Source organism: Winslowiella toletana (genome assembly GCF_032164335.1).
In the GTDB taxonomy this organism is placed as follows: domain Bacteria; phylum Pseudomonadota; class Gammaproteobacteria; order Enterobacterales; family Enterobacteriaceae; genus Erwinia; species Erwinia toletana_A.
This window is the reverse complement of record NZ_CP134152.1, coordinates 1,088,103-1,102,237: the sequence shown is the minus strand read 5'-3', so window position 1 is coordinate 1,102,237 and position 14,135 is coordinate 1,088,103. Positions and strand designations below refer to the sequence as shown.

At 52.5% G+C, this 14,135-nt stretch carries 13 protein-coding genes and 1 pseudogene; 4 read left to right on the top strand and 10 right to left on the bottom strand.

The annotated features are described in order from the left end of the window. The first annotated feature begins 254 nt into the window (after positions 1-254). Positions 255-929 (top strand): SDR family oxidoreductase, encoded by a 675-nt coding sequence (locus tag RIN69_RS05050; RefSeq protein WP_313855985.1) that lies wholly within the window; start codon positions 255-257, stop codon positions 927-929. 109 nt (positions 930-1,038) lie between these two features. Here RIN69_RS05050 and RIN69_RS05045 read toward each other — a convergent pair. From RIN69_RS05045 to proB, 3 genes and pseudogenes are all read right to left on the bottom strand, one after another. Next, positions 1,039-1,158, bottom strand: a pseudogene (locus tag RIN69_RS05045) (LysE family translocator); the annotation flags it as partial. A 26-nt stretch (positions 1,159-1,184) separates the two neighbouring features. Then, positions 1,185-2,438 carry a glutamate-5-semialdehyde dehydrogenase gene (proA, locus tag RIN69_RS05040; protein ID WP_313855983.1) on the bottom strand — a complete coding sequence of 418 codons (1,254 nt, stop codon included), beginning with the start codon at positions 2,436-2,438 and terminating at the stop codon, positions 1,185-1,187. A 10-nt stretch (positions 2,439-2,448) separates the two neighbouring features. Continuing rightward, complete coding sequence (proB, locus tag RIN69_RS05035; RefSeq protein WP_313857605.1) at positions 2,449-3,552, bottom strand: glutamate 5-kinase; 1,104 nt, start codon at positions 3,550-3,552, stop codon at positions 2,449-2,451. Between the two features lie 245 nt (positions 3,553-3,797). Between proB and RIN69_RS05030 the strand changes: the two genes are divergently transcribed. After that, on the top strand, positions 3,798-4,898 hold the full coding sequence (locus tag RIN69_RS05030; RefSeq protein WP_313855982.1) for a porin: 1,101 nt from the start codon (positions 3,798-3,800) through the stop codon (positions 4,896-4,898). Between the two features lie 85 nt (positions 4,899-4,983). Here RIN69_RS05030 and crl read toward each other — a convergent pair whose 3' ends face one another. The 3 genes from crl to gpt all read right to left on the bottom strand — a co-directional run bounded on the left by crl (position 4,984) and on the right by gpt (position 7,282). Then, positions 4,984-5,385 (bottom strand): sigma factor-binding protein Crl, encoded by a 402-nt coding sequence (gene crl, locus RIN69_RS05025; protein ID WP_313855981.1) that lies wholly within the window; start codon positions 5,383-5,385, stop codon positions 4,984-4,986. 57 nt (positions 5,386-5,442) lie between these two features. Then, positions 5,443-6,690, bottom strand: coding sequence for an esterase FrsA (gene frsA / locus RIN69_RS05020; RefSeq protein ID WP_313855980.1), 1,248 nt, complete (start codon positions 6,688-6,690; stop codon positions 5,443-5,445). A gap of 133 nt (positions 6,691-6,823) precedes the next feature. Next, on the bottom strand, positions 6,824-7,282 hold the full coding sequence (gpt, locus tag RIN69_RS05015; RefSeq protein WP_313855979.1) for a xanthine phosphoribosyltransferase: 459 nt from the start codon (positions 7,280-7,282) through the stop codon (positions 6,824-6,826). 253 nt (positions 7,283-7,535) lie between these two features. Between gpt and pepD the strand changes: the two genes are divergently transcribed. Then, entirely contained in the window at positions 7,536-8,990 is a 1,455-nt protein-coding gene (pepD, locus tag RIN69_RS05010; protein WP_313855978.1) for a beta-Ala-His dipeptidase, read from the top strand. Positions 8,991-9,026: 36 nt separating this feature from the next. On the opposite strand, the gene RIN69_RS05005 is transcribed toward pepD, so the two are convergent. Both RIN69_RS05005 and dinB read right to left on the bottom strand, forming a co-directional pair. Continuing rightward, entirely contained in the window at positions 9,027-10,466 is a 1,440-nt protein-coding gene (locus RIN69_RS05005; RefSeq protein ID WP_313855974.1) for a catalase, read from the bottom strand. Between the two features lie 175 nt (positions 10,467-10,641). Continuing rightward, positions 10,642-11,697, bottom strand: a complete 1,056-nt coding sequence (gene dinB, locus RIN69_RS05000) for a DNA polymerase IV (protein WP_313855972.1) — start codon at positions 11,695-11,697, stop codon at positions 10,642-10,644. Positions 11,698-11,955: 258 nt separating this feature from the next. Here dinB and dpaA point away from each other — a divergent pair, with 258 nt between their 5' ends. After that, a complete protein-coding gene (dpaA, locus tag RIN69_RS04995) occupies positions 11,956-12,696 on the top strand; it encodes a peptidoglycan meso-diaminopimelic acid protein amidase (RefSeq protein WP_313855971.1) in 741 nt (246 codons plus the stop codon). On the opposite strand, the gene RIN69_RS04990 is transcribed toward dpaA, so the two are convergent. Both RIN69_RS04990 and lpcA read right to left on the bottom strand, forming a co-directional pair. Beyond that, positions 12,667-13,434 (bottom strand): class II glutamine amidotransferase, encoded by a 768-nt coding sequence (locus tag RIN69_RS04990; protein WP_313855969.1) that lies wholly within the window; start codon positions 13,432-13,434, stop codon positions 12,667-12,669. The genes dpaA and RIN69_RS04990 overlap by 30 nt on opposite strands. A 53-nt stretch (positions 13,435-13,487) precedes the next feature. Next, entirely contained in the window at positions 13,488-14,066 is a 579-nt protein-coding gene (lpcA, locus tag RIN69_RS04985) for a D-sedoheptulose 7-phosphate isomerase (protein ID WP_313855968.1), read from the bottom strand. Positions 14,067-14,135 lie beyond the last annotated feature (69 nt).

The following is a 14,135-nucleotide window of genomic DNA, read 5'->3' as shown; positions in this document are numbered from 1 at the left end:
TTACTGTAAAAAAAACGGGCCCTTAGTTGGGTCCGTTAATCACGATATAACCTACGATACTCGCATTGTGAATGCCTGATTCAATTTATATCTTCATGCCATTAAGATTCTCGCCCTGCTCTGCTGACTTTTACTAACCTCACCGCAAAATCCTGATGCCACCAGCCAGCCCTACAGCTCAATCGGTTTATCACATGAGTAAAATAAGCTCTATGCTTACTGATTACCCATCCCATTAATCAACTGGAGTCTGCATGGCACACACAAAACATGCTCTGATTATCGGCGCTTCACGTGGTATCGGGTTAGGCCTGGCGAACACGCTGGCTGAACGCGGCTGGCAGGTCAGCGCTACAACCCGTAACAGCATTCCTGAATGTCACGCCGCCATCAACTGGCTGACGCTGGATATCAACGATGCAGCTCAGCTCAGTAGCGTTAAGCAGACGCTGGGCGATAGCCAGTTTGAGGTCATTTTTATTAATGCTGGCGTATTCGGTCCGGATCATCAGAACTTACTCCAGACCAGTGATGAAGCGCTTTTTTCCCTGTTTGTCACCAATACCTTTTCTCCACTGCGCTGCGCTGCAGAACTGCTGCCGCTGTTAGCGCCGGATAGCGGGATTCTGGCTCTGATGTCTTCGCAGCTTGCCAGCCTGAATGAAAATCCGTCCGCCACTTATCCGCTCTACTCCGCCAGTAAAGGCGCGCTGAATATGCTGTCACGCGAGCTGAGTAAGAGTACCGAACAGCAAGGTCAGACGCTGCTGTGCGTGCATCCGGGATGGGTACAGACGGATATGGGCGGAGCCGAAGCCACTCTGACCATCAGTGAAAGTGTCAATGGCATAGCCGATCAGCTGGATAGCTGGCGCGGTAAAGGCGGCCATCATTTTATCGATTATGCCGGTAAGCAGCTTGCCTGGTAGTCGATAAGTAAAACAAAGCGGGTTTTAGTGAGTCGTAGGCGACTCAGGATGATTGATTAAAACCCGTATTAATCCACTATCTCCTTACATCCATCACCATTCTTACCGCCAGCCCAGCCTTACGCCCCTGACAAATAGAGCGCGACAGCAGATAAATCATATTTGGCCCGGGCGTCAGCACCAGGCCAAGGGCGATAGCAGCAAAAGGTAACCATTGGCTTAGCGTCATTCGTTTTTCCCTGCCAGCGCTGAAAATTATCCGCGAATCGTATCGTCGCCGTAAGCAATCCATTTGTAGGTAGTCAGTGCTTCCAGCCCCATCGGGCCACGCGCATGCAGTTTCTGCGTGCTGACCGCCACTTCCGCGCCTAAACCAAACTGGCCGCCGTCGGTGAACCGGGTGCTGGCATTCACATACACCGCCGATGAATCGACCTGTTTTACGAAGCGATCGGCGTTCTGGATGCTGCGAGTCAGAATCGCGTCAGAGTGCTGGGTGCCATGTTCACGGATATGCGCAATAGCCTCATCCATATCTGCGACAACTTTGACGTTAAGATCCAGCGACAGCCACTCGTCGTTGTAGTCGGCATCTTTTACCGCCACCACCTCTGCCGGGCCAGCCTGCAAAGTGGCAATGGATTTTTCGTCGGCGTGCAGTTTGATGCCCTCTTCCGCCATCCGGCGGCTGAGTGCTGGCAGAAAATCAGCCGCAATCGTCTGGTCAATAAGCAGCGTTTCCACCGAGTTACAGGCGCTCGGGCGCTGTTTCTTGGCGTTAACGATCACTTTCATCGCCGCATCCCGCTCAATCGATTGATCGACAAAGATATGGCAGACGCCGATGCCGCCGGTAATCACCGGAATAGTCGACTGTTCGCGACACAGTTTATGCAGCCCGGCTCCGCCGCGTGGGATTAACATGTCGACATAGCGATCGAGTTTCAGCAGTTGATTAACCAGTTCGCGATCCGGGCTTTCAATTGCCTGTACCGCACCCGCCGGTAAGCCATGCTGTTGCAGCGCGCGCTGGATTACCCGCACCGTGGCGGCGTTGGTTCGATAAGTCTCTTTACCGCCGCGCAAAATCACCGCGTTACCGGTTTTCAGGCACAGTGACGCCACATCGACAGTAACGTTAGGACGCGCTTCATAGATCACCCCAACCACACCCAGCGACACGCGACGGCGTTCAATGCGCAGGCCGCTGTCCAGCTGGCCGCCATCGATCAGTTCGCCGACCGGATCGGCCAGATTGCATACCTGACGCACATCATCAGCAATTCCTTTCAATCGTGGCGCATTGAGCATCAGGCGATCCAGCAGCGCCTCGCTCATGCCATTCTGCCGCGCATCGGCGAGGTCCAGTTCATTCGCCGCCAGAATTTCAGCACTCTGCGCCTCAAGGCTATCGGCGATAGTCAGCAGTACCTGATTTTTCTGCACGGTGGATAATACCGAAAGTTGGTAAGAGGCGGCTTTCGCGGCTTTACCCATTGCTTCAAGCATCGAAAACTCCTTAACTGACAATCATATCGTCACGGTGCACAGCAACCGGACCGTATTCGTAACCGAGAATTTCACTGATCTGCTGGCTGTGATGTCCGGCAATCATGCGCATCGCGTCGCTGTTATAGCGCGAGACGCCGTGGGCCACATCGCGACCCTGCAAGTTACGGATGCGGATCACTTCACCACGTGAAAAGTTGCCGTCGACCTGGCGAATGCCTTTCGGCAGCAGCGAACTGCCGCGCTCCAGCATCGCCGACAGCGCACCGTCATCAATCACGATTTCACCGGCCGGTGGCGCACCAAAGATCCAGCGTTTACGGTTTTCCAGCGGAGTTTCCAGCGCGTGGAACCGGGTACCGACCGGCTTGCCGGCAATCACATCGCCAATCACTCCCGGACGGCTGCCAGCGGCAATAATCACATCAATACCGGCGCGACAAGCCACATCGGCGGCCTGTAATTTTGTCGCCATGCCTCCGGTACCCAGCCCGGATACGCTGTCACCGGCGATGGTGCGCAGCGCATCATCAATGCCGTGCACATCGCTAATCAGTTCAGCCTGTGGATTATTGCGCGGATCGGCGGTGAACAGTCCTGGCTGGTCAGTTAACAGCAGCAGTTTATCGGCTCCGCCCAGCATTGCCGCCAGCGCCGACAAATTGTCGTTATCGCCAACTTTAATTTCAGCGGTAGCGACCGCATCGTTTTCATTGATAACCGGAACGATATGGTTATCCAGCAGCGCACGCAGGGTATCGCGCGCATTGAGAAAGCGCTCGCGATCTTCAAGGTCGGCACGCGTCAGCAGCATCTGCCCGATATGAATGCCATAAATCGAGAACAGCTGTTCCCACAGCTGAATCAACCGGCTCTGCCCTACCGCCGCCAGTAACTGCTTGGAGGCAATCGTCGGCGGCAGTTCAGGATAGCCGAGGTGTTCACGCCCGGCGGCCATCGCGCCAGACGTAACGATTACAATACGATGGCCCGCTGCATGCTGCTGTGCGCATTGGCGAACCAACTCAACAATATGTGCCCGATTCAGTCGGCGTGAACCGCCGGTCAGGACGCTGGTACCCAGTTTTACCACCAGGGTCTGGCTGCCGCTCATCATTTCCTGCCATTGCTATAAAAAGAGTGCAAAGAAACGTTTTAACAGGTGTAACGCGTGATGCCAACAGCCAGCGGTGGAAAAGCACAATTTAGCGCGCTGAAGCCCTGGACCATAAATTCGCCATTAACAAGAAACCAGCAAAAACGTCATAAAACTTTCACCGCTTACAGGTAAAACGTTCCTGCGTTTACAAGAGCCTACGCGGCAAAAAATTTATTTTACCTATTCGGGATGTTGATTAAATGAAGAACAGCGCTTTGGCAATTCTCACAGCAGCACTGGCCCTGACGACCACAGCACAGGCGGCGGAAGTTTATAATAAAGACGGCAATAAACTCGACTTCTACGGCAAAGTGAAAGCCATGCATTATATGAGCGATACCGCGAGCAATGACGGAGATAAGTCATACGTGCGTATCGGCTTTAAAGGCCAGACGCAGATTAACGACCTGATGACGGGTTACGGCCAGTGGGAATACCATATGCCGGCCAGCAATGCCGAAAGCGAGGGCACTGCCGGAACCAAAACCCGTCTTGGTTTCGCCGGCCTGAAGTTTGGTGACTACGGCTCTTTTGACTACGGTCGCAACTACGGCCTGATTTACGACGTCGAAGCCTTTACCGATATGATGCCAGAATTCGGCGCCACCGGTTACACCCGCGCCGACAACTATATGCTCAGCCGAACTAACGGCGTGGCAACTTACCGCAATAACAACTTCTTTGGGCTGGTCGACGGGCTGAAATTCGCCCTACAGTATCAGGGCAAAAATGAGAGCAGCAGCCGCGCAGCCTCCAGTTCTAACGGCGACGGTATGTCAGCATCACTCGGCTATCAGTTGCTGGATGGCCTGACGCTGAACGGCGCGCTCTCCTCCTCCAACCGCACCCAGGCGCAGAAAGCAGCGGCCTATGGCACCGGTGATAAAGCTGAAGCATGGGCCACCGGCCTGAAGTATGACAATAACGGTGTCTATCTTGCGGCGACCTGGGCGGAAACGCGTAATATGTCACCGATTAGCGGTACTGCACAGATTGCCGGCAGCGATGTGCGCGTCAGCGGCTATGCCAATAAACTGCAGAATATCGAGTTAGTCGCGCAATATCAGTTTGATTTTGGTTTACGTCCGTCGCTGGCTTATGTGCAGACCAAGGCGAAAGATATCGAAAATGGTATCGGTGATGCAGATATTTATAAGTTTGCTGACGTTGGCGCGACCTACTACCTCAACAAAAATATGTCGCTGTTTGTTGATTACAAAATCAACCTGATGGATAAAGACAATAAGCTGGCGCAAAACACCGACGACATTGTTGCTGTCGGTATGACTTATCAGTTCTGATTAATCCGCAGCAAAAAAAAGGCCGCTCACGCTGTGAACGGCCTTTCTTATTTATTCAGCTTTAATCGTCAGTCAAATGGCGAAATCAGGCGGTCAGTTTTACCGGCTGATCGTTGAAATGCTCCGCCGGAACTAATCCCAGCTCCATGCCCGCCAAGAGCTCTTTCAGACGTTCATGGAAGTTGCGCAGCGTCTCTTCCAGTTTCTGATTGTTCTCTTTACCTTTGATTGCCGTCGGCTTCCAGTTACCTTCTTTATCGAACAGGCCAAAATGGTATTCATAGGTAAAGCGATCGGATTGCGCTTCTAACTCCATCCACCAGCCCCAGAACTCACGCTCTTCAGGTGCGGGTTTAACATTGACGCAAACTGCCAGACAGTCGAAGAAAAAGCGATCGTTATCGCATTTATTCTCGCGGATATACGGACCCAGAGCAGCAAAACGTTTCATTAGTCGGCTTTTCGGGTGTCCACTCGGTAACGTCATGGTTTAAACCTCCATTGGTGAAGCGACAGTTTTAGCAAACTGTTGAATAATAGCAACTCACTTCTCTAAATGCCTGGCCAGCCAGTCACAAATTTGTTGCAGCGCCGCGTCGAAGTTCTTCATAACCGGAGAGAAAGTGATCGGCAGCAGTTTTCCATCAGCGGAAGAACTGACAATCAAGCGTGAGTCCTCGACCGGGCTAAACGGATCGTTTTCCCAATAGCCGGACAGCATCGGCGTCGGCGTGCGATGCCCCAGCAGCCCCTGAGTTTTTAACGAGTAGCGGCTCAGTTCAGTGCGCAACGAAGAGTCACCGGCGTTACCCATACCAAGACGACTGGCGAGCATATCCATGTACATATCCGGCACCGCATCCTGACGCTGCGCATCGGTCAGCAGACTGTGCACCACCGGACCAAGACAAGCCACCGCGCGCAGTCGCGACGATTCAAGATAGGCTAACCGTACCGCCACATTGGCACCAAAGCGATAACCAAAAACCGCCACCCGGGTATGATCGACCCAGGGAACATTTTCCAGGCCACGCAGCACGTGCTGATGCAGGAAACTGGTGTCATGCGTCAGCTTACATTTTGCCGAAAAGCCAACCGACGGCATATCCAGCGTCAGCATCGCGATGCCGCGCGGGGCAAGATAGTCATGGAAAAACCGATAATAATCAGTTTGTAAGGTATCGAGGCCGCCACACATAATCACCGTCGGATACGGGGCAGGGATCTGCTTCGGCATATGCAAAAATCCGGTAACCGCACTGGCGCCAGGAATAGCAAATTCCAGCTCTTTCAGCTCGCCCGCCAGCCGCGGCGTCGCCTCTTCATAAGCGCGGTTAGCCATGATTTGCGCCTGTTCGGCCAGCTCATCGCCTTTAATATGTGGATAGGCGGCAATGCTGTACAGGTTGGCAGCATGCAACCAGCACTCACCTGCTTCGGCGTCATCTTCGGCCTCAATCGCTTTTTGCTGCCACATCGCCGCCTGCTTTGACCACTCGTAAATCCAGTTGCCGCCGCGATAACCAATCACCGTATCGAGATGCCTCTCGTTGGTATGCTCCACATCACTGACGGCAATGCGCGCCAGCACTTCACTGATCTCCTGTAACGGCAAACCGCGCCATGCCCACATCAGGCGGTTAATCATGCGATACCAGCCAGCATGGCTTTCACCATCCAGCGTCGAATGCACATCTGATGTAGGGTGATGACGGCGTTTCACCAGCGAGGAGGTTTCAGGATGCTTAAAGCGCGGCTTGAACAGTTCTTCACTGAGATTTTTCGAAGTCATGGTGACACTTTCCTTCCTGCACGGCGTGACGGAAGTCCAGTTTAGCCTGGTGACAGTCAACACGCGACAGGCATAAACAACAACGCCCGGTAAAACCGGGCGTTGTTTTAATGTGGATCATTAAAGCAGAGGATTAACCTTTAACGATTGGCGGGATGTACATCACGCCCATATCCCACGGCTGCTCGATCCAGGTATCTTGCGGAATGTCGACCACATAATCGTCAACCAGCGGACGACCGGCTGGTTTAGCGAAGATGGTAACAAAGCGCGCTTTTGGATACATATCACGGATTGCCTGCGCGGTGCCGCCGGTATCGACCAGGTCGTCAATCACGATAAAGCCTTCGCCATCGCCTTCTGCGCGTTTCAGCACTTTCATTTCGCGCTGATTATCGTGGTCATAGCTGGAGATACATACGGTATCAACGTAACGGATGTTCAGTTCACGGGCTAACAGGGATGCAGGAACCAGACCGCCGCGGCTGACCGCGATGATGCCTTTCCATTGTTCCACAGGAAGCAGGCGCTGAGCCAGTTTACGGGCATGGATCTGTAACATGTCCCAGGTAACGACGTATTTTTCGCTCATAAAAGGAATCCCGGCCAACTATCTTGGCTTAAAAAGTATGCAGTGGGAAAAGGTTGCGCGAGATTATAAGGATCTGGAGCACTAAAAACCAGCACCTGTGCAGCTGGTTGGAGCTTTTTGCCGCGCCTGATTACGCAAGCCCCGGTAAACGGTGGTATTCTCTGGCATATCACGTCAGATTCGCTGACGGCGATCTTTTACTGGAAACTTTGCGACGCACCGGTTAACCGGTTGCCGAAACAGGAGACTTATCGTGTCTGAACTGTCTCAACTATCACCACAGCCGCTGTGGGATATTTTTGCCAAAATCTGCTCTATTCCTCATCCCTCTTATCATGAAGAAGCGCTGGCCGAACATATTCTGTCCTGGGCCAAAGAGAAAGGCTTCTGGGTTGACCGCGATAAAGTGGGCAATATTCTGATCCGTAAACCGGCCACGCCGGGAATGGAAAACCGCAAGCCGGTGGCGTTACAGGCGCACCTGGATATGGTGCCGCAGAAAAATAACGACACGGTACACGACTTCACCAAAGATCCGATCCAGCCATGGGTTGATGGCGAGTGGGTGAAAGCGCGCGGTACTACGCTGGGTGCAGATAACGGCATCGGAATGGCCTCTGCGCTGGCGGTGCTGGCCGATGACAGCGTCGAGCATGGTCCACTGGAAGTGCTGCTGACCATGACTGAAGAAGCCGGCATGGACGGTGCATTTGGTCTGCAGGCTGGCTGGCTGCAAGCCGATATCCTGATCAATACCGATTCCGAAGAGGAAGGTGAAATCTATATGGGCTGCGCAGGCGGCATCGATTTCATTACCACTCTGCCGGTTGAGCGTGAAGCTATTCCGGCCGGCTACGAGACGCTGAAGCTGACGGTAAAAGGTCTGAAAGGTGGTCACTCAGGTTGCGATATTCATGTCGGCCTCGGTAACGCCAACAAACTGCTGGCGCGTTTTCTGGCTACTCAGAAAGCGCTGGATCTGCGTCTTATCGACTTCACCGGCGGCACGCTGCGTAACGCGATTCCGCGTGAAGCCTTTGCCACACTGGCAGTGGCAGCAGATCAAGTCGATGCGCTGAAAGCGGCGGCAACCGGCTTCCTCGCCACGCTGCAAAATGAACTGAGCGCCAAAGAGAAGAATGTTAATGTGCTGATTGAACCGCTGGCCAGCGAATCTCAGGCGCTGACCAACAGCAGCCGTGACCGTTTCCTTGCGCTGCTGAACAGCACGCCAAACGGCGTAATCCGCAATTCCGACGTGATGAAAGGCGTGGTGGAAACTTCGCTGAACCTCGGCGTGGTATCAATCAATGATAACGAAGCTGAAATCATCTGTCTGATTCGCTCGCTGATCGACAGCGGCAAAGATTACGTGGTTGAAATGCTGACTTCACTTGGTGAACTGGCCGGTGCGAAAACGGCACCAAAAGGCGGTTATCCGGGCTGGCAGCCTGATGCCAGCTCGCCAGTGATGGCGCTGGTGCGTGAAACCTATGAGAAGCTGTTTAACCGCACGCCTAACATTCAGGTGATTCACGCCGGTCTGGAGTGTGGCCTGTTTAAGAAGCCTTACCCGGAAATGGATATGGTTTCTATTGGCCCGACAATCACCGGTCCGCATTCGCCGGATGAGCAAGTGCATATCGAAAGCGTTGGCCTGTACTGGACGCTGCTGACCGAACTGCTGCGCGTAATCCCTGCGAAGTAATGAAAACTGCGGGCGGCGAAAACGCCGCCCTGTAGATTATTTCAGCTGACTTAACGCCTGCTCGACACCCGCTCCGTAGGCCTCATCGACCTGTCTGAACAGCGCAATCTGGCGTTGTTGAATAAACTCCGGCACCTGACTCAGTTCACCCGCGATACGCTGGAACATACGCTGATGCTCCTCATCGCTCAGCAGATTGAACAACGCGCGTGGCTGCGAGAAGTAGTCTTCATCTTCGCGATGATTCCAGTGATCGGCAGCACCTTCCAGCGACAGTGGTGGTTCACTAAAGTCCGGCTGCTCCTGAAAGACGTTAAAGCTGTTTGGCTCATAAGTGGCGCCATTACCGCTGTTACCGTCAATGCGCATTGCGCCATCACGATGGTAATTATGGAACGGGCAGCGCGGTGCATTGACCGGAATCTGATGATGATTCACCCCTAAACGGTAACGATGCGCATCACCATAAGAGAACAGGCGACCCTGCAACATGCGGTCTGGAGAGAAACCAATGCCCGGCACCACATTTGCCGGACTCATTGCCACCTGCTCAACCTCAGCAAAGTAGTTTTCCGGATTACGGTTCAGCTCAAACTCACCCACTTCAATCAACGGATAATCACCGTGCGGCCATACTTTGGTCAGATCAAAAGGATTGTACGGCGTTTGCGAAGCTTCGGCTTCCGGCATCACCTGAATATAAAACTTCCAGCGCGGGAAATTACCGGCTTCGATAGCGTCATACAGATCGCGTTGTGAACTTTCACGGTCTTTACCGATTAACTGCTCGGCTTCATCGTCCATCAGGTTCTGAATGCCTTGCTGGCATTTCATATGGAATTTAACCCAGAAGCGTTCCTGCCGATCGTTGATAAAGCTGTAAGTGTGGCTACCGAAACCGTGGACATGACGATAAGAGCTCGGCAATCCGCGATCGCTGGCGTCGATGGTCAGCTGATGCAGCGATTCAGGCAGTTGAGAGAAGAAATCCCATTTATACGTCGGGTTACGCAAGTTGGTGCGTGGATCGCGTTTTACCACGTGATTCAGATCGGGGAATTTCAGCGGATCGCGCAGATAAAATACCGGGGTATTATTCCCGACCAGATCCCAGTTACCTTCTTCAGTATAGAATTTCAGTGAGAAGCCACGAATATCTCGCTCTGCATCAGCACCGCCGCGTTCACCCGCAACGGTTGAAAAACGGATAAACAGGTCGGTTTTTTTACCAATATCAGAGAAAATTTTTGCGCGGGTAAAGCGGGTAATATCATGAGTGACGGTAAAGGTGCCATAAGCGCCGGAACCTTTCGCATGCATACGACGCTCAGGAATCACTTCGCGGTCAAAGTGTGCCAGCTTTTCCAGAAACCAAACGTCCTGTAACAGCATTGGGCCGCGACGTCCGGCGGTCATCGAATTATTATTATCGGCAACCGGTGCGCCTGCAGCGGTGGTGAGGCCTTTTTTGCTCATTGCGGTTTCTCTCTTCTGAATGAAATGGAGAACGGTTTACATAAAGTAATCCTGATAATTAATAGAATTGCTAAGTATCAATACTATTGTCGGCTCTGACCTTGATCTCTGGCAATCTGGCAAAAACTATCACTGCTATTTATGAAATGGATACTGACAGGGATTGCCTTTAATCTTACAACCCCAGTAACAGCTGACGCTCCAGCTGCGGATCAAGTAAAGTGACATGCACGCCCACCAGCCGCACGCCACGTCCACCGCGGCGTTCGTCCCAGGTTTTTTTTGCCAGACCGATAAGATCATCTTTATTCAGAACCGGCCAGACATGCTCCTGGGTGGTCAGTTGAAAATCACTGAATTTCAGTTTAATGCCCTGCCGCGCAATATGTCGATCCGGTTTAATCGCCGTCAGCCGACGCTCCAGCTCTTCGTACAGATAATCGAGGATCTTCAGACAGGCTTCCCAGCTGTGAATATCTTCCGATAGGGTGCGCTCAACCCCCAGCGACTTACGCTCGCGCTCGGTAATCACTTCGCGATCGTCAATCCCGTTACTGCGCTCCCACAGTACCCGACCAAATTTACCAAAACGTTTGAGCAGCATCGCCAGGTCGCTTTTTTGCACATCAGCGCAGCTGTAAAGCCCCTGCTCTTCCAGCTTCTTTGCCGTCACTTTCCCCACGCCGGGAATTTTAACCAGCGGCAAGGTCTGTAAAAATGCCGGCATCTGTTCCGGAGTAATCACAAACTGGCCATTGGGCTTATTTAAATCCGAAGCGATTTTGGCAAGGAATTTAATCGGCGCGATACCGGCCGAAGCGGTGAGATTAAGCTCACGCTCAATACTCTGCCGAATTTCCCGCGCCATTAAGGTGGCAGAGCCGTGACAATGCTCACTGTCGGTGACATCCAGGTACGCCTCATCCAGCGACAGCGGCTCGATTAATGAAGTGTAACGCGAGAAGATTTCACGAATATGGCTGGAAGCGGCTTTATAAGCGTCAAAGCGGCCAGGAACAACTTTCAGATGCGGGCAGAGTTTCAGCGCCATCGCGGTAGACATGGCGCTGTGGACGCCGTATTTACGTGCCGGATAATTGGCCGTGCTGATAACACCGCGCTGTTTCTGGCTACCGCCAATGGCAATCGGGATATCACGCAAAGCAGGATTGTCGCGCATTTCGACCGCAGCGAAAAAGCAGTCCATATCAACGTGAATGATTTTACGCATATCCCTCCTCCGGCATTACTGTATAAGTATACAGTCAAAAAGACAGGATTCAAGTGGGTAAGATAACCATTCAATTGGCCGAAATACCCGCCGTAAAGGGGATAAGTCTCACAGCTGGCGGGATTATTCTCAGTCAGCATCTTGATAAAAAAATAGACAATGTTAATGTTGCGCAGCGAAAGCGGATTTTTCCGATAATGCATGTACCAGACGTCGCCAGACGTCGCACTTCAAACCCTCTATTTCAAGGGAAAACGAATGGGCAAAATCGCACTGCTGTTTGCGATGATTTTTATGCCAGCCGTCAGCATGGCCACCGTATCTGAACCTGTTCAGCCGTTGGCTCCGGTAAGCAAAGAGTTAAAGAAACAATTAATCGGTACGCCGGTTTATCTGCAAATCTTCAAAGAAGAGCGGATGCTGGAACTGTACGGAAAAATCGGCAACGAATATCGCCTGCTGGATAGCTATCGCATCTGTAATTTTTCCGGCGGGCTGGGCCCAAAGCAGCGTCAGGGCGATTTTAAAAGCCCGGAAGGTTTCTACACCGTTACCCAGCGCCAGTTAAAACCGGACAGTCGATTTTATCGCGCCATCAATATCGGTTTTCCTAATGAGTACGATCGTCAGCAGGGCTATGACGGTAAATATCTGATGATTCATGGTGATTGCGTGTCAGTCGGCTGCTATGCCATGACAAACGCCTATATGGATGAGATCTTTACTTACGTCAATGCGGCACTGCGAAACGGTCAGTCAGAGATTAGCGTCAGTATTTATCCATTCCGCATGACGGAAAGTAATATGCAGCGCCATCGCAACTCATACTTTGCTGCGTTCTGGAAGCAGTTGCAGCCGGGATATGCCTATTTTGTTGAGCATCGCCAGCCGCCCAACGTCAGCGTAAACTCTGGCAAATATGTGCTGAATGGCAGCCCGATAATTAGCGACCCGTCAGCACCATCTGGATCATTCTTCGCGCTCACCAAGACAAAATAGCACCCACTCTCCGGGTTCAATTTTGTTCCAGGTTTCATTGCCGGTTAGCGGCTGTGTCGCGATCACTGTGACCACGTCATTTGGCGTGGTCTGCTTCTGAAAATCAATTTCCACATCCTGATCGAGCAATTTGGCTTTGCCAAACGGCGCACGACGGGTGATCCAGAACAGATTGGTCGAGCAGAACGCCATCAGATAACGCCCATCCGACAGCAGCATATTAAATACGCCTTTCTCGCGCAGTTCCGCCGCCAGTTCAGCAATATAACGAAATACCGCCGGCCAGTTGCCCGGCGTACGCGGATAACGGCTGGTCAGCTTATGCAGCAGCCAGCAGAATGCCTTCTCACTGTCGGTCTCACCAATCGGACGGAACTGACCGGTTTCCAGCCCGCGATAGCCTTTCAACTGACCATTATGAGCATAGGTCCAGTTGCGCCCCCACACCTCACGGGTAAACGGATGGGTATTTTCCAACGAGACTTCACCGCGGTTAGCCTGACGAATATGCGCCACTACCGAGTGTGATTTAATTGGATAGTCCTGCACCAGCCGCGCAATCGGCGAATTATAACTCGGCTGCGGATCTTTAAATGTGCGGCACCCTTTACCTTCGTAAAAGGTAATTCCCCAACCGTCTTTATGCGGCCCGGTCCCCCCACCACGTTGCACCAGGCCGGTAAAGCTAAAGCAGATGTCCGTTGGGACGTTTGCGCTCATCCCGAGCAGTTCGCACATAGTGATGACCTCGAAATCAGTAAATTCCCCCGCAGGCGGGGGAAAGGCGTGGCTTACTTGACCATCTCTTTTTCAATTAACAGAATCAGGATATGAATCACTTTAATGTGAATTTCCTGAATACGGTCAGCATAGCCGAAATGCGGTACGCGAATCTCCACGTCTGCTGATCCAGCCATTTTACCGCCGTCTTTGCCGGTCAGGGTGATCACTTTCATCCCCTGCGCCCGTGCCGCTTCAATCGCTTTGATCACGTTCGCAGAGTTGCCGGAAGTAGAAATACCCAGCAGCACATCACCGCTGCGGCCTACCGCTTCAATATAACGTGAGAACACGTGATCATAACCGAAGTCATTGCTGACGCAGGAGATATGACTGACGTCAGAAATGGCAATCCCCGGGTAGCCCGGACGGTTGTCACGATAACGGCCGGTCAGCTCTTCCGCGAAGTGCATTGCATCGCAATGTGAACCGCCGTTACCGCAGGAGAGCACTTTGCCACCGGCTTTAAAGGAGTCAGCCAGCAGCACCGCTGCACGCTGAATGGCATGGATGTTGGCATCGTCGCTCAGAAATTTATTAAGGGTATCGGCGGCTTCATTTAGCTCTGAACGAATAATATCCTGGTACATAGGGATGTCCTTTGGAGGAAAGAGAGTCAGCGCCAAGTTTACCGGAATGGGGGGTAAGCGAAAAGCATC